Source organism: Chromobacterium aquaticum (assembly GCF_021129195.1).
Lineage (GTDB): Bacteria > Pseudomonadota > Gammaproteobacteria > Burkholderiales > Chromobacteriaceae > Chromobacterium > Chromobacterium aquaticum.
This window is the reverse complement of the sequence record NZ_JAJOHW010000053.1, coordinates 1-17933: the sequence shown is the minus strand read 5'-3', so window position 1 is coordinate 17933 and position 17933 is coordinate 1. Positions and strand designations below refer to the sequence as shown.

General features: G+C 60.6%; 17 protein-coding genes, 3 tRNA genes and 1 riboswitch. Of the genes, 10 read left to right on the top strand and 10 right to left on the bottom strand.

The features are described 5' to 3' along the window. The first annotated feature begins 159 nt into the window (after positions 1-159). Both LQT98_RS08580 and LQT98_RS08575 read left to right on the top strand, forming a co-directional pair. Entirely contained in the window at positions 160-1203 is a 1044-nt protein-coding gene (locus tag LQT98_RS08580; RefSeq protein ID WP_231461938.1) for a DMT family transporter, read from the top strand. After that, complete coding sequence (locus LQT98_RS08575) at positions 1200-1475, top strand: hypothetical protein (protein WP_231461937.1); 276 nt, start codon at positions 1200-1202, stop codon at positions 1473-1475. The genes LQT98_RS08580 and LQT98_RS08575 overlap by 4 nt, the downstream gene beginning before the upstream one ends. Before the next feature lie 238 nt (positions 1476-1713). Here LQT98_RS08575 and sbcB read toward each other — a convergent pair whose 3' ends face one another. The 3 genes from sbcB to LQT98_RS08560 form a co-directional block, all read right to left on the bottom strand. Further along, positions 1714-3129, bottom strand: a complete 1416-nt coding sequence (sbcB, locus tag LQT98_RS08570) for an exodeoxyribonuclease I (RefSeq protein WP_231461936.1) — start codon at positions 3127-3129, stop codon at positions 1714-1716. Positions 3130-3216: 87 nt separating this feature from the next. After that, entirely contained in the window at positions 3217-4005 is a 789-nt protein-coding gene (locus LQT98_RS08565) for an enoyl-CoA hydratase-related protein (RefSeq protein ID WP_231461935.1), read from the bottom strand. A 30-nt stretch (positions 4006-4035) separates the two neighbouring features. Beyond that, positions 4036-4824, bottom strand: a complete 789-nt coding sequence (locus tag LQT98_RS08560; protein WP_231461934.1) for an alpha/beta fold hydrolase — start codon at positions 4822-4824, stop codon at positions 4036-4038. A gap of 744 nt (positions 4825-5568) precedes the next feature. Here LQT98_RS08560 and LQT98_RS08555 point away from each other — a divergent pair. After that, positions 5569-6744 carry an ABC transporter ATP-binding protein gene (locus LQT98_RS08555; RefSeq protein WP_231461932.1) on the top strand — a complete coding sequence of 392 codons (1176 nt, stop codon included), beginning with the start codon at positions 5569-5571 and terminating at the stop codon, positions 6742-6744. 115 nt (positions 6745-6859) lie between these two features. Continuing rightward, positions 6860-8149 (top strand): NAD(P)/FAD-dependent oxidoreductase, encoded by a 1290-nt coding sequence (locus LQT98_RS08550; RefSeq protein ID WP_231461930.1) that lies wholly within the window; start codon positions 6860-6862, stop codon positions 8147-8149. Positions 8150-8247: 98 nt separating this feature from the next. On the opposite strand, the gene LQT98_RS08545 is transcribed toward LQT98_RS08550, so the two are convergent. Next, positions 8248-8499 carry a hypothetical protein gene (locus tag LQT98_RS08545; RefSeq protein WP_048410589.1) on the bottom strand — a complete coding sequence of 84 codons (252 nt, stop codon included), beginning with the start codon at positions 8497-8499 and terminating at the stop codon, positions 8248-8250. Positions 8500-8594: 95 nt separating this feature from the next. On the opposite strand from LQT98_RS08545, the gene LQT98_RS08540 reads away from it, so the two are divergent. From LQT98_RS08540 to LQT98_RS08530, 3 genes are all read left to right on the top strand, one after another. Beyond that, positions 8595-8987, top strand: a complete 393-nt coding sequence (locus LQT98_RS08540; protein ID WP_231461929.1) for a DUF1289 domain-containing protein — start codon at positions 8595-8597, stop codon at positions 8985-8987. A 29-nt stretch (positions 8988-9016) separates the two neighbouring features. Beyond that, complete coding sequence (locus LQT98_RS08535; protein WP_231461928.1) at positions 9017-9598, top strand: methyltransferase domain-containing protein; 582 nt, start codon at positions 9017-9019, stop codon at positions 9596-9598. A gap of 192 nt (positions 9599-9790) precedes the next feature. Next, entirely contained in the window at positions 9791-11611 is a 1821-nt protein-coding gene (locus LQT98_RS08530; RefSeq protein ID WP_231461927.1) for a methyl-accepting chemotaxis protein, read from the top strand. Between the two features lie 61 nt (positions 11612-11672). Here the strand turns inward: LQT98_RS08530 and LQT98_RS08525 are convergent, their stop codons facing one another. From LQT98_RS08525 to LQT98_RS08500, 6 genes are all read right to left on the bottom strand, one after another. Further along, positions 11673-12242, bottom strand: a complete 570-nt coding sequence (locus LQT98_RS08525) for a TMEM165/GDT1 family protein (RefSeq protein ID WP_048410593.1) — start codon at positions 12240-12242, stop codon at positions 11673-11675. 9 nt (positions 12243-12251) lie between these two features. After that, a riboswitch (yybP-ykoY riboswitch) is annotated at positions 12252-12426 on the bottom strand. Between the two features lie 34 nt (positions 12427-12460). Beyond that, on the bottom strand, positions 12461-12919 hold the full coding sequence (gene mscL, locus LQT98_RS08520) for a large conductance mechanosensitive channel protein MscL (protein ID WP_231461926.1): 459 nt from the start codon (positions 12917-12919) through the stop codon (positions 12461-12463). Between the two features lie 72 nt (positions 12920-12991). Beyond that, positions 12992-13840 (bottom strand): DMT family transporter, encoded by an 849-nt coding sequence (locus LQT98_RS08515; RefSeq protein WP_231461925.1) that lies wholly within the window; start codon positions 13838-13840, stop codon positions 12992-12994. A gap of 89 nt (positions 13841-13929) precedes the next feature. Further along, positions 13930-14005 (bottom strand) — tRNA-Asn (locus LQT98_RS08510). Between the two features lie 19 nt (positions 14006-14024). Continuing rightward, a tRNA-Asn gene (locus LQT98_RS08505) sits at positions 14025-14100 on the bottom strand. A 34-nt stretch (positions 14101-14134) separates the two neighbouring features. Beyond that, positions 14135-14210 (bottom strand) — tRNA-Asn (locus LQT98_RS08500). Positions 14211-14403: 193 nt separating this feature from the next. Between LQT98_RS08500 and ygfZ the strand changes: the two genes are divergently transcribed. From ygfZ to LQT98_RS08485, 3 genes are all read left to right on the top strand, one after another. Continuing rightward, on the top strand, positions 14404-15438 hold the full coding sequence (gene ygfZ / locus LQT98_RS08495) for a CAF17-like 4Fe-4S cluster assembly/insertion protein YgfZ (protein ID WP_048410596.1): 1035 nt from the start codon (positions 14404-14406) through the stop codon (positions 15436-15438). Positions 15439-15542: 104 nt separating this feature from the next. Continuing rightward, positions 15543-15848: an H-NS histone family protein gene (locus tag LQT98_RS08490; protein WP_048410597.1), complete on the top strand. Its 306-nt coding sequence runs from the start codon at positions 15543-15545 to the stop codon at positions 15846-15848. A gap of 166 nt (positions 15849-16014) precedes the next feature. Continuing rightward, positions 16015-17718, top strand: coding sequence for a hypothetical protein (locus LQT98_RS08485; protein WP_231461923.1), 1704 nt, complete (start codon positions 16015-16017; stop codon positions 17716-17718). The last annotated feature ends 215 nt before the right edge of the window (positions 17719-17933 follow it).

The following is a 17933-nucleotide window of genomic DNA, read 5'->3' as shown; positions in this document are numbered from 1 at the left end:
TGGTCAGTGTAAATTTTATTTACTATTGGTAAAAAAATTAACTTGTGGTAATTTTTAGGCCTAGTCTGGCAAGGCCGATGAATGTCGTCTTGTTGCGTTCGAACCAAGAATAGGCGCCGCGTGTTGCTCTGCGGCGTCCGAAACCAGAAGCTGACCGCTATGAGCAGCATGCACAGACAGCAGTATCTGCGCCGCCGGACCCGCTGGGGTTATGGCTGGGCCTTATGGGCGGCGGTATTGTGGGGCGCGTGGTATGTGCCGGGCACCGCGATCTGGCACGAGACGCCGCTATCCGGCCTGAGCCAGGGCTCGCCGGCGAACTTCCTGATGGCGGCGGCGGTGCTGACCGCCTTTCATGCCTGCCTGGTGGTGGTGTTTCAATTGTTCTGGCTGGCGGCCTTGGGCAAGCTGGCCGACTTCTTTCGCACGCTATGGCGGTTTGGCGGCATTTCCAAATGGTATTTCCTGGCGGCGGTAATGGGCGGCTTGCTGGCCAATTTCGGTTCCTACCTGGCCATGGGCTATGTGGGCGCGGTGTTCGCCGCGGTGGCCGGCTTGTTGTATCCGGTGGTGGGCGCGACGCTGGCGCGGCTGTGGTACCGCGAGCGGATAGGCCGCCGCGCGGCGCTGGGCATCGCGGTGATCGTGTTGGGCGGCGTCGCCATCTATCTGCCGGCCTTGCTGGGCGAATTGGACACGGAGGGCGGCGCGCGCTGGCTGGGGTATCTGGGCGGCGCGCTGGCGGCGCTGGGTTGGGGCATGGAAGGCGCCATCGTCGGGCGGGCGATGGATGTGACCGACCCCGATTGCGGGGTGACGATACGCTATCTCGCCGAGGCGCTGTACTGGGTGTTGCTGATCCTGCCGGCCCTGGCCTGGCTGACGCCGCTGCCGGTGTACCGCCTGGCCGGCGAGCTGTGGGCGTGGCGGCCGCTGCTCTACCTGGCGGTGGGCGCGCTCAGCTTCGCTTTCTGCGCGGTGGCCTGGTACAAATCGTTTCCGCTGATAGGCGTGGGGCGCGGCCAGGCGATAGGCGCGTTCTACGCGATGTTCGCCACGCTGTTCACCGCCGCGTTCACCTTGAATTTTCCCGAGTGGTATTTCCTGATCGGCCTCGCGCTGGTGATTGCCGGCGGCTTTGTGATGGTGTCGGACAGCGAGCGCAACGTTGGTGCGGTGCGCCTGGTGGAGGAGGGGGCATGAAGATCCATATCAAGGGTTTTATCCTGCAGGCCTTGGCCAGGCAGCCCGGCTTGTGGGATATCGAACTGGCCGGCCGCATCTGCCGCGAATACCGCAAGCCGGAGGACGCTTATTGGCTGGGCATGGTGCGAGCCAATCTGGCCGATTTGAGCGCCAGCGGCCTGGTCGTGGCACTGAGCGAGCGCTGGCGTGCCGAGGATGGGCGCTTATTGTTCAATTACCGGATCAGTGCCTTCGGTCTGGAGCGCATGCGCCAGACCGGCCTGGCTTGAGGAGATGGCGATGTCCGGCTACTGGGCCTACGAGGGCGCATGTGTCTTGGCCATGGCGCTGATCGTGGTTCTGAGTTTGGCGGCCTTGCTCGTTGCCAGGCGCTATGTGCGCCGGTTGTGAGAACCTGCCCAAAGTCCGCCGCGCGCATTGGTTTTTGAAATGCTCGGCCCGCAGCCGAGCATTTCACGCTGACGGCCGCAAGGCCTGGTTTCGTCGTGGCGGGCGTTGAACAGGCTCTTACAGCTGAGCGGCGTAGGCTTCCAACTGCTCCAGGATGTGCTGGGCCTTGGTGTCAAGCTCGCCGGCGCGGGCCTCCGCCAGCTCCTGGCGGAACTGCGGGAAGCCGCGTCCAGCTTCGCCGTTCAGCTTGGTTTGGCGCCAGGCTTGCCAGCGCTGTTGTTCCTCACCAGATAGCGAGCGCGGAAAATTGCGCGCCCGGTAGCGGAACAGCAGCTCGGCCAGTTGCGCGTCTTCGAAAAAGGCCATCTCGCCGCTGAGCTGATCGGCCGACATCCGGCGCAGCTTGGTCAGCACCTTGCGGTCATTATTGGAAACAAAGCCGCCGTAGAGGTTTTCATCGACATCGCGGACGTCCCCGGCTTCGCGCTTGTAGACCTGGCGCCAGATCGGTGTCAGTTCCGGCAGCGCGCGCGCGTAATCGGCATGGCGCTGGATCGCGTCCATGTCCATGCTCCAATGCGCGGCGCGCTCCGGACTCAGCACCTTGAGATTGGCGACCACGAACGGCGATTTGTTGATGTGCACGGTCTTCAGCGGCAAGCGCTGCACGCCTTCCGGCAAGTCCTCGCTGCGGGTGTATAGGCGCTGGCGGATGGCGTCCGGTCCCAGGCCTTGCAGTTCGCGCGGATCGTGGGCCAGGTCCCAGACAATCACTTCATTGGCATTGTAGGGATGCGCCGCCAGCGGCCACACCACCGCCATATTGCCGCGCTCGGCGCCGTACATGCCGGAGATGTGCAGCGCCGGCTTGGGATCGTGCAGGCTGAGCTGGACCTTGACCGCGTCCTTCTTGCGCAGCGATAGATAGAAGTCGAACAACTTGGGCTGGCGCTGTTTGATCAGGCGCGCCAGCGCGATGGTGGCGCGCACGTCGGACAAGGCGTCGTGGGCGGCTTCGTGCGCCAGGCCGTTGGCGGCGCTCAGGTGCTCCAGCTTGAAGCTGGGGCGGCCGTCCTCGTGCTGCGGCCAGCTGATGCCTTCCGGCCGCAGCGCGAAGGTGGCGCGCACCAGGTCCAGCAGATCCCAGCGGCCGCACTGGTTTTGCCATTCGCGCGCATAGGGATCGATCAGATTGCGCCAGAACAGGAAGCGGGTGACTTCATCGTCGAAGCGGATGGAGTTGTAACCGACGCCTATGGTGCCCGGCGTCGCCAATTCGCGTTCGATCACGCCGGCGAATTCGTGCTCGGCCACGCCGTGTTGCAAACACCATTGCGGGGTAATGCCGGTCAGCAGGCAGGCCACTGGGGTGGGCAGGTAATCGGGCGCCGGTCGGCAGTAGAGCATCACCGGTTCGCCGATTTCATTGAGGTCGGCATCGGTGCGAATACCGGCGAACTGCGATGGGCGGTCTTGACGCGGCACGGCGCCGAAGGTTTCGTAGTCGTGCCAGAAGAAGCTGTGATTGGACATGGCGGCAACAATGCGGTGAAGTTGGCCGCATTGTCGCATCCATGGCGCGGCAGGGCCAGCCGCGCTGGCCTGCGTGTCAGTGCGGCTTCAATCCATCCACGAAGGCTTGCGTTTTTCCAGCATGGCCTGCACCCCCTCGCGGCCCTCCTCGCTCAGGCGAACGGCGACGATGCGCTGGATGCAGGTTTCCACCGTGGCCTCGCTGACCTCCTGGCCGGCGATGTCGGCCAGCAACCGCTTGGCTTCCAGCATCGCGGCCGGGCTGTTGATCAGCAGGTGATTGATCAGGAAGTCCACCGCCATGTCCAGTTCGTCTCCTTCCACCACCTGATGCACCAGCCCCAGGCGCTTGGCCTTGCCGGCGTTGAAGCGCTCCGCGGTCATGAAGTAGCGGCGGGTGGCGCGTTCGCCGATGGCGCGCACCATGTAGGGCGCCACCAGCGCCGGGATCACGCCCAGCTTGACGTCGGAAAAGCTGAACAAGGCTTCCGAAGCGGCGATGGACACGTCGCAGCAGGCGACCAGCCCTGCGCCCAGACCGAAGGCCGAGCCCTGGATCTTGGCGATGGTGGGCTTGGGCAGGGTGTCCAGCGTGCGCAGCAGCCTGGCCAGCAGCCGGGCATGGCGTTCCAGCTCCTCGCGGCCGAACTCGGCCATGCGCCGCATCCAGTCGATGTCGTGGCCGGCGGAGAAACTGATGCCGTTGCCGGTCAGCACCACGGCGCGCACGCTGGCGTCCTCGGCCAGGGTTTCCAGCATGGCGGTCAGCAAACTGACGCCGCTATCGTCCAGCGCGTTCAGTCGTTCGGCGCGGTTGAGGGTGACGGTGGCGATTCCCTTGGGGTCAACGGCAAGCAAAACGGACTCGGCGGTCATTGGGTTTTCCTTGTTCTGATGGTGGAGGTTTCAGCCTTGGCCGAAACGGATGATGCTGCGGACAAACGCGTCGGCCGCCTCGATGTGCAACACATGGGCGACGCCCGGCAGGATTTCCAGCTGCGCGCCGGGCAGGCGCTCGTGTAATAGCTCGGCTTGATATAGCGGCGTCAGGCGGTCCTCGTCGCCAACCAGTATATGGCAGGGCATGGTCAGCTCGTGTAGCCAGGTGCGCGCGTCATGATCGGCGACGCCCGCGATCAGCCGGATCACCGCATCCCAGTCCACCATGCCGGCGATCAACTTCATATCGTCAAGCAGGGTGGCGTTGCTGGCGAGGAAGCGGCTGGAAAACAGCCAGGGCACGCTGACGGCGTAACGCAAGTCCAGGCCGCCGCTGAGATTTGCTGCCAGCCAGCTGTCGCTGATGCGGTTATTGACGCTGTCGGCCCACGCCAGCGTGGCGGCCAGCAACAGCCGCGACACGCGTTGCGGATGACGGTGCGCGAAATGCTGCGCCACCATGCCGCCGTAAGACAAGCCAGTCAGATAGACCTGATCTATGCCCAAATGATTCAACAGACCGGCGGCAAGATCGGCCTGTTCGCTCAGCGGATATTTGTCCCCGCCGGGATGGTCGCTTTGCCCCTGGCCCAGGAAGTCGAAGCGCAGCAGCTGGAAATGGGGCTCCAGCTGCGGCTGCAGCAAGGCCCAGGCGGCGGTGGACATGGTGATGCCGTTGAACAGCGCCAGCACCTGGGAGCCCTGGCCGCTCGTTTCGTAATAGACATCGTGTCCGGCGATTTCGGCATAGGGCATGGCGGAGCTCCTCGGTTCTGGCCTTGCGCGGCGTCAATTCATTCTAGAGCGTGGCGGCGCTTGCTGGGTAGCCGGCAAGCGCCATGACGGGTTTCTAAGCCGCGTGGACAGGATGGGTGTTTGACGAATTAAACAATTCCGAATCAGGCGCTGCCGCTGAACGCAAGCGGTTCGGCAGAGGAGTTCTTTGTTTGACAGGCATGGCGGGGTGATGTGCGCGCGCCACAGCTGTGATGATTTTCTGATGGCGCTGGAGCTAGATGTTGTCAAATTTATTAAACGTGACATAGTCTTCTAGACAGGACTAAAACGACAAAGGCGCTTGCCGGCGCCGCGGCAGCCGAGCCGCGCGGATGGCGGCCATACAGAGGAGACATCATGTTGGCAACAGGCATGGCTGCGGCGGCATGGCCGCGCGCGCTTGCGGCGGGCCCGCCCGGCGGTCCTTAGAACCTGTTCATAGTCTGCTGTGCTTCGGCGATACGGCGTTGAAAACGACTTCGAAATGCTCATGTACCGTGTGTACATTCCGCTTTCTCAGCCGTTTTCGCCTTGTCTCGCTCTTGCTCGCGAGACTTTGAACAGGCTCTTAGACGCCGGGCATCAGGCCCGTCAGCGCGTCGGTCTGGACCGGCGCGATTTCAAGCAAGGAATCGACCGCTGCCGTGACGATCTATATAAAAGTGTCACAGGCAGCCGCAGCCGGCTCCCGCCGCTGCAAGATCGCAAGAGAGGAAGCCCATCATGACGCAAGCTGTTGCCGCCAAGCCGGCCCAAGCCGCTGTGGCCGCCCAGAGTCTCCAGGCCGCCAATGCCCGTTCCGACGACAAAGCCTATCTGCGCATTGCCGGCGTGCTGAAGAAATTCGGCGACCATGTGGCGGTGGACCATGTCGACCTGGATATCCGCAAGAATGAAATCTTCGCGCTGCTCGGCAGCTCCGGCTGCGGCAAGTCCACCTTGCTGCGCATGCTGGCCGGCATGGAAACGCCGACCTCGGGCCGCATCATCCTGGACGGCGAGGACATGCAGGGGCTGCAGCCGTATGAGCGGCCGGTCAATATGATGTTCCAGAGCTATGCGCTGTTTCCGCACATGACGGTGGAGCAGAATGTGGCGTTTGGCCTGAAGCAGGACAAGGTGCCGCGGGACGAGATCGCCGAGCGGGTGGGCAAGATGCTGGACCTGGTGCAGATGCGCAAATACGCCAACCGCAAGCCGCACCAGCTGTCCGGCGGCCAACAGCAGCGGGTGGCGCTGGCGCGCAGCCTGGTGAAGCGGCCCAAGCTGCTGCTGCTGGATGAGCCATTGGGGGCGCTGGACAAGAAGCTGCGCCAGCAGACCCAGCTGGAGCTAGTCAATACCATCGAACAGGTGGGCGTGACCTGCATCATGGTCACCCATGATCAGGAAGAGGCGATGACCATGGCCAGCCGCATCGGCATCATGAGCGAAGGCTGCCTGCTGCAAGTGGGCACGCCATCGGAAATCTATGACTACCCCAACTGTCGCTTCACCGCGGAATTCATCGGCGAGAGCAATATCTTCGAGGGCGCGGTGGTGGTGGATGAGCCGGATCTGGTGGAGATCCGCTCGCAGGAACTGGGCGGAGACATCCGCGTGGATCACGGCATCACCGGCCCCAAGGGCATGCATGTCTGGGCCAGCATTCGTCCCGAGGATGTGAGACTGGACGTGAAGCCGCTGCCAGCGGGGCCGAACACCGCCGCCGGCGTGGTGGAGGATATCGCCTATCTGGGCAGCTATTCCATCTATCACGTGAAACTGGCCAGCGGCAAGGTCGTCAAATCGGTGGTGCCTTCGTCGCGCTGGTACGATGCGGCGGAAACCGCGCCGACCTGGGGAGATCCGGTCTTCGTCAGCTGGCGCCAGGATGTGCCGGTGGTGTTGACGCGCTAGCGCCCACGCACGCGCCGCAGCGGATGCCGCATGGCATCCGCTTTTTCTTCTCTTCCCCGAGGCGTTTGATCCGCCCGGCTTTGGCCGCCATTCCTGTTTTCATTGAGAGGTCTTCATGCTTAGCTTTGCCCATCAGGCTCACGCTCCATCCTATTACGCCGCCACCGCTCTGCCCTGGGAGCCCGGAGCGGCGTTGCAGGGGCGTGTCGATTGCGATGTCTGCGTGGTGGGCGGCGGGCTGGCTGGGCTGTCGGCGGCGCTGAATTTGCGCGAGCGCGGTTTTTCGGTGGCGCTGCTGGAAGGCGCGAGCATCGGCTTTGGCGCATCCGGGCGCAACGGCGGGCAAGTGATTGCCGGCTACGCCTGCGGCATCGACACCTTGAGTGCGCAGCTAGGCGATGGCCTGGCCAGGCAGATGTGGGACATGTCGGTGGAGGCGGTGGAAATCATCGAGCAGCGCGTCAGCCGGCACCGCATCGATTGCGACTGGCGTCGCGGCTATGTCAGCGTGGCGGTGAAGCCGCGGCATATGCGGGAGCTGGAGGATTGGCAGCGCGAGGCGGAACAAGTCTACGGCTATGGCGGCATGCAGCTGTGGGGCAAGGCGGAGCTGGGCGCACGGCTGGCCAGCGAGCGCTATCAGGGAGGTTTGTTCGATCCGCGCTCGGGTCATCTGCATCCATTGAACTACACGCTGGGCCTGGCCCGTGCCGCGCGCGAGGCCGGCGTCGCGATTTATGAGCAAAGCCCGGCATTGCGGCTGACGCGAGGGGCGCGGCCGCAAGTGGCGACCGAGCGCGGCGTAGTCAACTGCGGCCAAGTGGTGCTGGCCTGCAATTCCTATATCGGCGCGCTGGTGCCGGAGCTGGAGCGCAAGATCATGCCGGCCGGCACTTATGTGATCGCCACCGAGCCTTTGGGGAAGGAGAGGGCCGCGGCCTTGATCGCCAACGATATGGCGGTGTGCGATACCAACTTTGTGCTGGATTACTACCGCCTGTCCGCCGATCACCGGCTCTTGTTCGGCGGCAAGGTCAGCTATTCCGGACACGAGCCGGCCAATCTCGCCGCCGGCATGCGCAACGATATGCTGCGGGTGTTCCCGCAGTTGGCCGATGTCAAGATCGATTACGCCTGGGGCGGGTATTGCGATATCACGGTGAACCGAGCGCCGGACTTCGGGCGGCTGGACGGCAATATCTATTACTTACAGGGTTTCTCCGGCCATGGCGTCAATATCACTGGCTTGGCCGGCAAGGTGGTGGCGGAGGCGGTGGCCGGCGATGCTTCGCGCTTCGATCTTTTCGGCAGGATTCGCCATAATGACTTCCCCGGCGGCAAATGGCTGCGCACGCCGGCGCTGGTGTTGGGCATGGCTTATTTCCGGATGCGCGATTATCTGTGATCCAATGCCGGAGTGGAGATGTCCCGCCCGTTCAAGGCAGCCGTCAGGCTGCCTTTTGTATTAGGACTAGCTCATGGCGAAGCGGGGTTTGAGCGTACTCAGGACGCGTCAAGGTAATCGTAGCCGCCCCAATCCAGCGCATAGGCGGTATGGTTGTCGGCGGTGCGTATCGGTTTGAGCAGGCCGTTTTGCTGCATGTAGACTAGGTGCTCATGCACATCGGCGGCGCTATACTCGCCGCCCGATTCGCGCGTCAGCGCCAAAAACAGCCTGCGCTCCTCCAAATATTGAACATGCATGGTCTGCAGCAGGCGTAGGGTGCGGAAAATCAAGGTCTCGTTGCGGATCATGACAGATGGTATTTTATTTTTATGACTATTCATTTATCTGACACTTTAGTTTGGTGCGTCAAGAAATATGACATTATTGTTGCAGGGGGTGGGGCATGAGCGCGAAGCGGCCTGATTCTCCCTGCATCGCCGTGTGTTCCACCGCGGTTGGCGACGATATCTGCCGTGGTTGCGCGCGTAGCTTCGACGAGATCTCGCAGTGGTGCTTCATGGATGAGGCGGAGCGGGAGCTGGTGTGGCAGCAACTGCCGCTGCGTCAGCGCGGTCTGAAGATAGCCGCGGTGTTCGCCTGCCTGCCGCAGCTCCACCCGCGTGATGATGGCGAGTGGATGAGCGTTCCCTGCCTGCCCTGGCTGTTTCGCATGGATGGGGACTGTTTGTGGTGGCGGCGCGGAGAGGAGGCGGCCCGTCAGCGCGACTGCGCCGGCTGGGGGCCGGCGCAAGTGGCCGCGTTCTTGCGCGAGCAGGCGGAAACGGACAGCAACTGAGGAGAGGGCTTATGGCTCAGGACAGCTCTTTGACCGGATTTTGGGATGTGCGCTATCGCGATGGCGTTACCCCCTGGGAAGGGGCGCGCATGAGCGCGGCGGAGCTGGATTTTTTCCAGCGCCTGCCGCAGGGGCGAATCTTGATTCCCGGCTGTGGCAGCGCCGGGGATCTGCCGCTGCTGCTGGATTGTGGCCATCAGGTGCTGGCCATCGATTTCAGCGAGGCGGCGGTGGCGATCGCCCAGGCCCAATGGCCGCAGGCCGCAGCTTCTATCCGGCAGGCGGATTATTTCGCGCTGGCGGAGGACAAGCCCTTTGATGCGGTGTTTGAACGGGCGTTTCTGTGCGCGTTGCCGCCGCGGCTGCATGCCGATTACGCCAGCAAGATGGCGCGGCTGCTAAAGCCCGGAGGCGTGCTGGCCGGTGTGTTCTTCATTGCCGACACGCAACGCGGCCCGCCGTTCGGCTTGAGCGTGCCGGCGCTGCGGGCTTTATTGGAGCCGGCTTTTACGTTGGAGTGTCAGCGGCAGCAGGCGGATGGCGTGCCGGTATTCGGTGGCGGCGAGTATTGGATGGTGTGGAGAAGGCAACACAAGTCAGGGGATTTGTAATACATTGACATTACTGGTTTGATGGTAATCAATAGTCCACCGACTAGTGCGACAATAAGCGCGTCGTCGTTTACGATGGCGGGTTGAAGTCGATAAACAACAATAATTCCAAGCGACAGCGGTGAGCGAGGGCGGGCAGGTTCCGGCGAGCTCCCGTTGCTGAACAAGGATTGCGGAGCAAGAGGAGATGTCATGCAGTGGTTCTGGCGCGTGTATACCCTGGTGGAAAAGACTTTTTGGGATACGTTGACCAAGAAGTTGTGCAGTTTCTTTTTCATTAGCCTGTTTCAGCTGGGCATGGTGGCTTATGTCTACTACGTGCTGGAAAACATACGGGGGTCGTTGAAAGGGCAGGTCAGCTCGCCGCAAGTGCTGGCCGGCATCGAGTCCAGCATAGACGGCGCTTTGTTCTGGACCCTGGCGCTATGGGTGGTCAGCGTTGTCTTCATCGCCTTCATGGTGTGGTATCTGCGCTTCCTCATCGTCAGGCCATTGAAGATGATCATACAGATCTTCAATGAGATTGGCGCCGGCGAGGGCGATCTGTCCCGGGACATCCCCACGATCACCCATGACGAAATCCGCGAGCTATCGCTGTCCTATAACCGCTTTCTGCTGAAGATGCGCGAGATCATCAGCAATGTTCGGCTGATGACGGTGCGGATTGCAATGGATTCAGCGCGCACCCGCAAGAACGTGGTGGAGTCTCTGGACGGCGCGCGTAAGCAGGACCAATTGGCGACCCAAGTCCGCGCCGCCAGCGATCAGAGCACCGAGGGCGTGGGCCAGGTCACCGATCAGACCCAGGCGATTTCGGCGACCACGCTGGCCAATCTGGAAGTGGCGCGCGAGTCCTATGCCGAACTGAAATCAGTGGCGGAGAGCATTTACGACATCAATCTGAAGGTGGGGCATTTCAACCATACGGTGGATGATCTGAGCCAGCGTTCTTCCAGCATCAAGACCATAGTCGACCTGATCAAGGATGTGTCCGAGCAGACCAATCTGTTGGCGTTGAACGCGGCGATTGAAGCAGCGCGAGCCGGCGAAACCGGGCGTGGCTTCGCCGTGGTGGCCGACGAGGTGCGCAAGCTGGCCGAGCGGGTCAAACAGGCCACCGACGAGATCTCGCACAATATCGACGGTATGCTGGGGCTGGTGTCGGAAACTCAGGTGGAGACCGCCCAGATCACCGAGGACACCAAGTCGGCGCGTGAAATCGTGTCAAAAGCGTCCGATCACTTCAGCAAGATGATGGGGGATTTTGAAAGCACCGCCAGCAGTCTTAGCCAGATCGCAGTCACCATGTCGGAATTCGTCGCCGCCAACGGCCAGGTCAATCTGCATGTGGCGGAAATCCATGAATTGGGCCACAAGGTGACCGACCGCCTGAATCACACCGAAGACTCGGCCACCAAGCTGTCCGGTGCGGCGGAGCAGGTGCAGCAGCTGGTGGCGCGCTTCATTCTGGGCGAGGGCGAGTTCGACCAGATCATGCAGGCGGCCCGTGGCGCGCGCGATGAGCTGCAAACGATGATGGAAGCCCAACAGGGCCTGGGCGTGCCCTTGTTCGATCAAAACTACCAAGCCATCCCCGGCAGCAAGCCGGCCAAATTCCGCACTCAGTACGATGCCAAGCTGGAGAGGCTGATGCAGCCGGTGTACGATCGCGCGGCCAAATCAGTGCCAGGCGGCGTGTTCTGTCTGGCGGTGGATAGCAATGGTTATGCGCCCACTCACAATAGCTGGTACAGCCAGCCCCTGAGCGGCGATCCGGACAAGGATCTGATCAATAGCCGCGACAAGCGCAAGTTCTCGGATGTGGCCGGTTTGCGCGCGGCGCGCAGTACCCAGTCCTTCCTGTTGCAAACCTATACGCGCGACACCGGTGAAGTACTGTCGGAAGTGGTACTGCCCATCATCTTGTCCGGCAAGCACTGGGGCGGTTTCCGCCTGGGCTTCAATCCGGAGCAATTGCTGCAGTCGCTGGGACAGGGCGCGGGACGGCACTGAGGCATCGGGTAGGGTAAAAAAACGGAGGCCGCGGCCTCCGTTTTTATTTCCATGCCTGCCTTCAGAGCTGCAGCGGGGTCAGCAGGGTGATGACGCCCAGGCCCGCGAACAACAAGGCCGCTACGGTGTGCACCAGCTTTTGCGGCAGCTTCTTGGCGGCCACCTCGCCCAGTAGCACGGCGGGGACATTGGCCAGCATCATGCCCAGCGTGGTGCCGGCCACCACCAGCAGCAAGGCCTCGGGAAAGCGCGCGGACAGGGCCACGGTGGCCAGTTGGGTTTTGTCGCCCATCTCTGCAATGAAGAAAGCGATACAGGTAGTGCCGAACACACCGAAGCGCTCCAGCAAGCGACTGTCTTCGTCCAGCTTGTCGGGAATCAGCATCCAGCCGGCCATGGCCAGGAAGGAAAGCCCCAGGCCCCAGCGCATGATGTCCGGGCCAATCTTGCTCATCAGCCAGTGTCCAACCGCGGCGGCGGCGAAATGGTTGAACAGGGTGGCGACGAAAATACCAAGGATGATAGGGGTGGGCTTGCGGTAACGGCCAGCCAGCATCAGCGCCAGCAATTGGGTCTTGTCGCCGATTTCAGCCAGGGCAACGATGCCGGTAGAAATGAGAAAGGCTTCCATGAATACTCCGGGGGCTGCGCATACGCCATGACAAGCCTGCGCCGCAGCCCCGCGTTGCGCAGACATGTCATGGGTCTTGCCAAACGGAAGTCTTCGTCGCATGCACCATGACCGTGGCGGCCAAGTGTGTTGATGCATGCCGGCGCTGTCATCCGCGCCGAGGCTACTCCCCCAGAACCCGGCGATTGTAAATCAGGCGGGGGTTCGCGGCAATCGTCTTACTGCAGCTGCGATGTGCACTGCGGGCAGCGGGAAGCCTTTTCCGGAATGCTGGACGCGCAGAACGGGCATTCCTTGGTGGCGGGAGCCGGCGCCGCGGCGGGTTCTTCCCGTTTCAGCCGGTTGATGGCCTTGACCAGCATGAAAATGGCGAAGGCGACGATGGTGAAGCTGACCATGGCATTGATGAACAGGCCGATATTCAAGGTGACCGCGCCGGCTTGCTTGGCGGCCGCGACCGAGACATAGGGCCCGACCTGCTTGCTACCCTCTTTCAGCACGAAGAACAGATTGGAAAAATCGACATTGCCGATCAACAGGCCGATGGGCGGCATGATCACATCGTCGACCAGCGATTTGACGATGGCGCCAAAGGCGCCGCCAATGACCACGCCGACCGCCAGATCGATGACATTGCCTTTCATGGCAAATTCTTTGAATTCTTTGATAATGGACATGGTTAACCTCTGTTTAAATAGTGTTAAGTATTATAAGACATCAGCCTGCCGTTTCTCTATAGCCGCAAACCATCATGCGGTGGAAACGGCGCGGCTTGGCAGACTGCCTAATAAGGCGCCGCCCAGGATCAAGACAATGGCGCTGGCGGCAACGGCATTGAGCTGACCTTGTCCACTGCCTATCAGCAGCAGGGTGGACAGCAGCGGCGTGGCATAGGACAAGGACCCGATCTGCCGCGGATCGCCTTCCTTCAGCGCGCGGTCCCATAAAAAGAAAGCGCCGCCCATGGGGCCGATGCCGAGCAGGATCAAGGACAGCCATTGCGTCTGGCTTGGGGCGACGCTGGGTTCGAACAGGCTGTGGCACAACAGGGACAGCAGGCCGGACAGCAGGCAGAAACCGCCGACCGCGCTATTTGGGAAGCTGGGCAGGCGACGGGTCAGCAGGCTGAATGTCGACCATACGATGGCGGCGGCGATGGCCAGTAAATAACCACCGAGATGAGCGCCGGACAGCGCGAACTTGCCACCGCTGACGATCAGCGCGGCTCCGCAGAAACCCAGGATGCCGGCCAGGATGTGGCGGCCGTGTAGCACGGTGCCGGGTAACAGGATGGGCGACAGCATGACGATCAGCAGTGGCCATAGGTAATTCAGCAGATTGGCCTCCATGGCCGGTGCGTGCCTGAACGCGAAGAAGAGCAGGAAGTGATAGCCAAACAAGCCATATACGCCGACCAGCAAGGTACGTGGCGGAACTTTCCAGTCACGGTAGCGGCGAATGCTGAGCAGGCTGCCGATCAACAGGCAAATGCCGACGACAAAGAAAGGGGGCAGGGAGCGGGTCTGGGCGCCAAGCGTCGCCAGCGAGGCCCAGAGCAGAATGGCGCCGCCGGCAAAGGCAATCGGTCTGGAAATCATTATTATTCCAAGTAGGTGGGTGCACCGATTGTAAGGCGGAAGCTGAAACGGAAAAAGCCACAATCTGGCGATTGTGGCTTTTAAAAATCTGGCTCCCCGAGCAGGGCTCGAACCTGCGACCTGCGGATTAACAGTCCGTCGCTCTACCAACTGAGCTATCAGGGATCATCATGCGCTTGTTTTTTGGCTCCCCGAGCAGGGCTCGAACCTGCGACCTGCGGATTAACAGTCCGTCGCTCTACCAACTGAGCTATCAGGGAATAAAAAACCAGCAATTCTCAAACGAAGCCGTATTGGCTCCCCGAGCAGGGCTCGAACCTGCGACCTGCGGATTAACAGTCCGTCGCTCTACCAACTGAGCTATCAGGGATTTGAGTGAGGGCGAACTATAGCTTCAGCCCGCTTGGCTGTCAACACTTGGCGGCGGAAAATCGCAGATGGCGCTATGGCGGTGCTTGCCGGCCCTTGAGGGCGGCAAATCCCGAGTGGCGACGTGGATGGGGGCGCGTTAAAATTTCAATCATTGCCAATGCGGACAAGCCCGCGTTTTTAAGGTGGATTAAATGAATCTGGATTGGAAGCTTGCGTTGAGCGAGCGAGCGGAACTGGCGAATAATGCCGCTGGCGAATTAAATGCCCGTATCAGTCAACTGGAAGCGCTGAAAGCCGGCGCCGCGCTGGCGATTCTGGATGATCGTAAAGTCATTCAGGTGGCGGGAGAGGATGCCGAAGCCTTTTTGCAAGGGCAACTTTCCAGCGATGTGCGCGAGCTGGCTGATGAAAGCCGTGCTCAATACAGCAGCTACTCTTCGGCCAAAGGGCGGATGCTGGCCAGCTTTCTGGCTTGGCGCAGCCAGGGTGTCTTTTACTTGGCGGTTTCTGCGGATTTGGCCGACTTCGTGGTCAAGCGGCTGAGCATGTTCGTGCTGCGCTCCAAGGTCAAGGTATCCATTGCCGACGATCTGGTCTTGGTCGGTGTTGGCGGCATGGTCGCGGCGGAAGCCTTGGGTCTGGACCCGGCCTTGGTGGCGGCGGTGACGCCGCGCGGCGTGCTGCCTACGCCGTCGGGACGCTTGATCGCCCTGCCCGGAGCGGGCTTCATGCTGGCGGCGGAAGCCGAGGGCGCGGCTATCGGTGAGAAGTTGCTGCAGTCGAGCGCGCTGATCTCTTCGGAAGTTTGGGGCTGGCGCGATATTGATGCCGGCATTCCATGGCTGACTTTGTCAACGCAAGAACAGTTTGTGCCGCAAATGGCGAATATGGAATTGATTGGCGGGGTAAGTTTCAAGAAGGGCTGCTATCCGGGGCAGGAAATCGTCGCGCGTTCCCAATATCTGGGAAAAATGAAGCGCCGCCTGTTCAAGGTTTCATTCCAGCAATTTGCGCCGGTAGGGACCAAGCTTTTTAGCCCAGGCGTTGCGGGACAATCGATTGGCATGATTGCGGCGGTCTGCCAGGTGGCCGCCGAGTGTTATCAAGGCTTGGTCGTTGTTCAATTCCAGGCATGGGAGGATGGCATTTATGCCGATGAAGCTTGCACTATAAAGTTGCAGCAACTGGAACTGCCCTATTCGCTGAATGAAGACGCGGCAAATTAATTGCTGATTTCTGTTGCGCTTCCTTGACTTGATGGGAATAGCTTGGCTACATTACCATCTGTAATGCACCACTACTCTTAAAAAATATATTTGGGAACATGCTAATGGAACTGTCGAAATTGGATTTTACCCAGCTGGTGGCTTTGCGTGCCGACGTCGAAGCTGAAATCAAGCGCCGCGAAAGCGAAGAAAAGTCCAAAGCCAAGAAGCAGATCATCGAACTGGCTCGCGCCTATGGCCTGAGCGTGGAAGAAGTGCTGGGCAAAACCGGCGGCGTGCGCAAGCCGGTGGAAGCCAAGTATCGCCACCCGGCCAGCCCGGAACTGACTTGGACCGGCCGCGGTCGCAAACCGGTTTGGGTTCAGGAGTGGATTTCCAGCGGCAAGGCGCTGGAAGCTCTGGCTATCTAAGCCATCCGTCGTTTTATTCCGGATTTCGAAGGCGCCTGTCATGGGCGCTTTTTCTTTGTCCGGCCGCCTGCGGTCTGGCTTGATGCTTGCTATAAATGGATGTAGCGTTCAAGCTGTTTCGCGTTGTGATCTGGGTGTGCTGACATTGTCTTGAGAGTGGGCGGCTATGCTGGATTTTTTTTCAAGAGGGGCCAAGGGGCGTTCGGATCCACTGGCCAATGCCGAGGCGGCCAGGGAGTTTGTCGCAGCCTTGAAGCAGGAGTATGGCGCAGCCGCGCATGAGCGCGTGGTGGCTTTGCTGACGCCGTTGGAATTGGATTGGCACAATATTACAGTGGACCGCGTCGAAGCGCTGCTAGCGCTAAACCAAGAGACCGAGCCTCTGCATGAGAGTCTGTGCGCGCAATATCTATTGAATACGCGGATGCCCAAGGCGCTGGAAGCGCAGCTGAGAAATCAGATACTGGCATATGGAAAATGCTTTATCGATAGTTATCAGCATGTGCTGACAGTTGACGCCGATTCGGTGGAGGGCGCCAAAGTGCTGACCCTGCTGCCTATCGTGTTGTCCCGGATGATGTCTTATCTAGGCGAGCATGCGCGCTGGCATTGGGTGCGAAACTTTAACCCGGAGCCTGCTTTTTGGCTGGGTGTTAACCAATTGTATTGGTTTGCGGAGCACCATGGCTGTGACTCCGTTCCCGTGTTTTTATTTGGTGATGGCCGTCCGGCGACGACGGTGCAAGATCAGTTTCTGATTCTGCATATGCTTGCCGTATTGAGCGGCGGGAATCTCAGCGGTCGACAACTGCATTTCGCCTATCAGTTGCTGCAGGTATTGAGCAACCGCATGTCTTTATCGAGAGTGTGTTCGGATCATTCCAGTTTCGGCGTGTCGCTGAATGGCCCGCACTCCGCCGCTCGGGTGAGTGGCGGCTTGGTGGATGAGGCCGCGCGTTATTGGGGGACGGCCGACCTGGTTGAGATCCTGCACGGCTGGAGCATTGTGCTGGATGCGGGCAGGGTGCCGCCCGAGATCAAGCGGCTGATGGAGCCGGGGATTGATGCCAATGCCTTGCGCTTGTTGATGCGGGAATGGTCACCGCAGCAAATGCGATTTGAGCGCGCGGAGCGTGTGCCGGTTTCTGGTCAAAGCATAGAAGTTGCTTATCGCCTGCCGGTGCTGCACCGCTTGATTCGGGCTTTGGACGAAGCCAAGCAGCAGGAGCCGTCGGAAGAAGGCGGCTTCGACGATGCGGCCAATATCCGCATCTATGGGTTTGTCACCACCAGAAAAAGAGATAAAGGCGTGCCTTTGTCGATTAATGTCGGCGGCGAAGCCGCGGTGCCTCCATTGAAAGAGGAGTTCTCGCGCTGGGATGTCGACAATATCAGCCAGACCGGCCTGGGCGTGACCTTAAAGGCGATGGGGAATGAATGGGTAGGCCTGGGGGCTTTGGTTGGTTTCCGGGAGAAGTCCGTCGATAGCTGGAGCCTGGGCGTGGTGAGGCGAGTAAAGCGCACTTCGCCGGATCAGATCTATCTGGGGCTTGAAACCCTGAGTCGTCGACCAGTGGCGGCATCGCTGCGGCCTACTGATGTCCGCCTGATAGACCCTACTCTGCCTCCGGAGCAGGTGTGGCTGGCTGGCCACATCGCGCTATTCGTGCCGTGTCAGAAGGCAGGCAAGGTCATCAATGCGCTGCTGCTACCCCTCTCCTTATATGTGCACGGCAAAGAGTTTTATATGACGGCCAAAGGAAAGCACTTCCAACTATCTCTCGGCAAGGTAATGGATAAGGGAAGTGACTGGTGCCTGGTTGAGGTCGAGTTGGTGAAAGCCTTGGAGAAAATGCCTGTCGTGCTGTGATGCGCGGATGGAATACAGGAAAATGCCGACGGGCCGGAGTTGATCTCCGGCCCGTTTTGCTAGCTGTTTCGCAGGGGTGATGGGGGTTTATTAAATACCTCTTATGGATATTCGTTGCCGTATCAAGGGCTTGGGGTGTGTGGTCCGCTTTTGTTACGGTTTTTGTCGCGAAAGGTGTTGACGGGTGTGGGGTCGTGACGTATAGTTCGCCTCCT

What these genes read in the sequence shown, in the direction of transcription:
- LQT98_RS08565 (WP_231461935.1), bottom strand. Translation starts at nt 4,005, where the DNA reads ATGACCGCCGAGTCCGTTTTGCTTGCCGTTGACCCCAAGGGAATCGCC.
- LQT98_RS08550 (WP_231461930.1), top strand. Translation starts at nt 6,860, where the DNA reads ATGCTTAGCTTTGCCCATCAGGCTCACGCTCCATCCTATTACGCCGCC.
- LQT98_RS08525 (WP_048410593.1), bottom strand. Translation starts at nt 12,242, where the DNA reads ATGGAAGCCTTTCTCATTTCTACCGGCATCGTTGCCCTGGCTGAAATC.
- LQT98_RS08575 (WP_231461937.1), top strand. Translation starts at nt 1,200, where the DNA reads ATGAAGATCCATATCAAGGGTTTTATCCTGCAGGCCTTGGCCAGGCAG.
- sbcB (WP_231461936.1), bottom strand. Translation starts at nt 3,129, where the DNA reads ATGTCCAATCACAGCTTCTTCTGGCACGACTACGAAACCTTCGGCGCC.
- LQT98_RS08545 (WP_048410589.1), bottom strand. Translation starts at nt 8,499, where the DNA reads ATGATCCGCAACGAGACCTTGATTTTCCGCACCCTACGCCTGCTGCAG.
- LQT98_RS08555 (WP_231461932.1), top strand. Translation starts at nt 5,569, where the DNA reads ATGACGCAAGCTGTTGCCGCCAAGCCGGCCCAAGCCGCTGTGGCCGCC.
- ygfZ (WP_048410596.1), top strand. Translation starts at nt 14,404, where the DNA reads ATGAATCTGGATTGGAAGCTTGCGTTGAGCGAGCGAGCGGAACTGGCG.
- LQT98_RS08580 (WP_231461938.1), top strand. Translation starts at nt 160, where the DNA reads ATGAGCAGCATGCACAGACAGCAGTATCTGCGCCGCCGGACCCGCTGG.
- mscL (WP_231461926.1), bottom strand. Translation starts at nt 12,919, where the DNA reads ATGTCCATTATCAAAGAATTCAAAGAATTTGCCATGAAAGGCAATGTC.
- LQT98_RS08540 (WP_231461929.1), top strand. Translation starts at nt 8,595, where the DNA reads ATGAGCGCGAAGCGGCCTGATTCTCCCTGCATCGCCGTGTGTTCCACC.
- LQT98_RS08490 (WP_048410597.1), top strand. Translation starts at nt 15,543, where the DNA reads ATGGAACTGTCGAAATTGGATTTTACCCAGCTGGTGGCTTTGCGTGCC.
- LQT98_RS08560 (WP_231461934.1), bottom strand. Translation starts at nt 4,824, where the DNA reads ATGCCCTATGCCGAAATCGCCGGACACGATGTCTATTACGAAACGAGC.
- LQT98_RS08515 (WP_231461925.1), bottom strand. Translation starts at nt 13,840, where the DNA reads ATGATTTCCAGACCGATTGCCTTTGCCGGCGGCGCCATTCTGCTCTGG.
- LQT98_RS08530 (WP_231461927.1), top strand. Translation starts at nt 9,791, where the DNA reads ATGCAGTGGTTCTGGCGCGTGTATACCCTGGTGGAAAAGACTTTTTGG.
- LQT98_RS08485 (WP_231461923.1), top strand. Translation starts at nt 16,015, where the DNA reads ATGCTGGATTTTTTTTCAAGAGGGGCCAAGGGGCGTTCGGATCCACTG.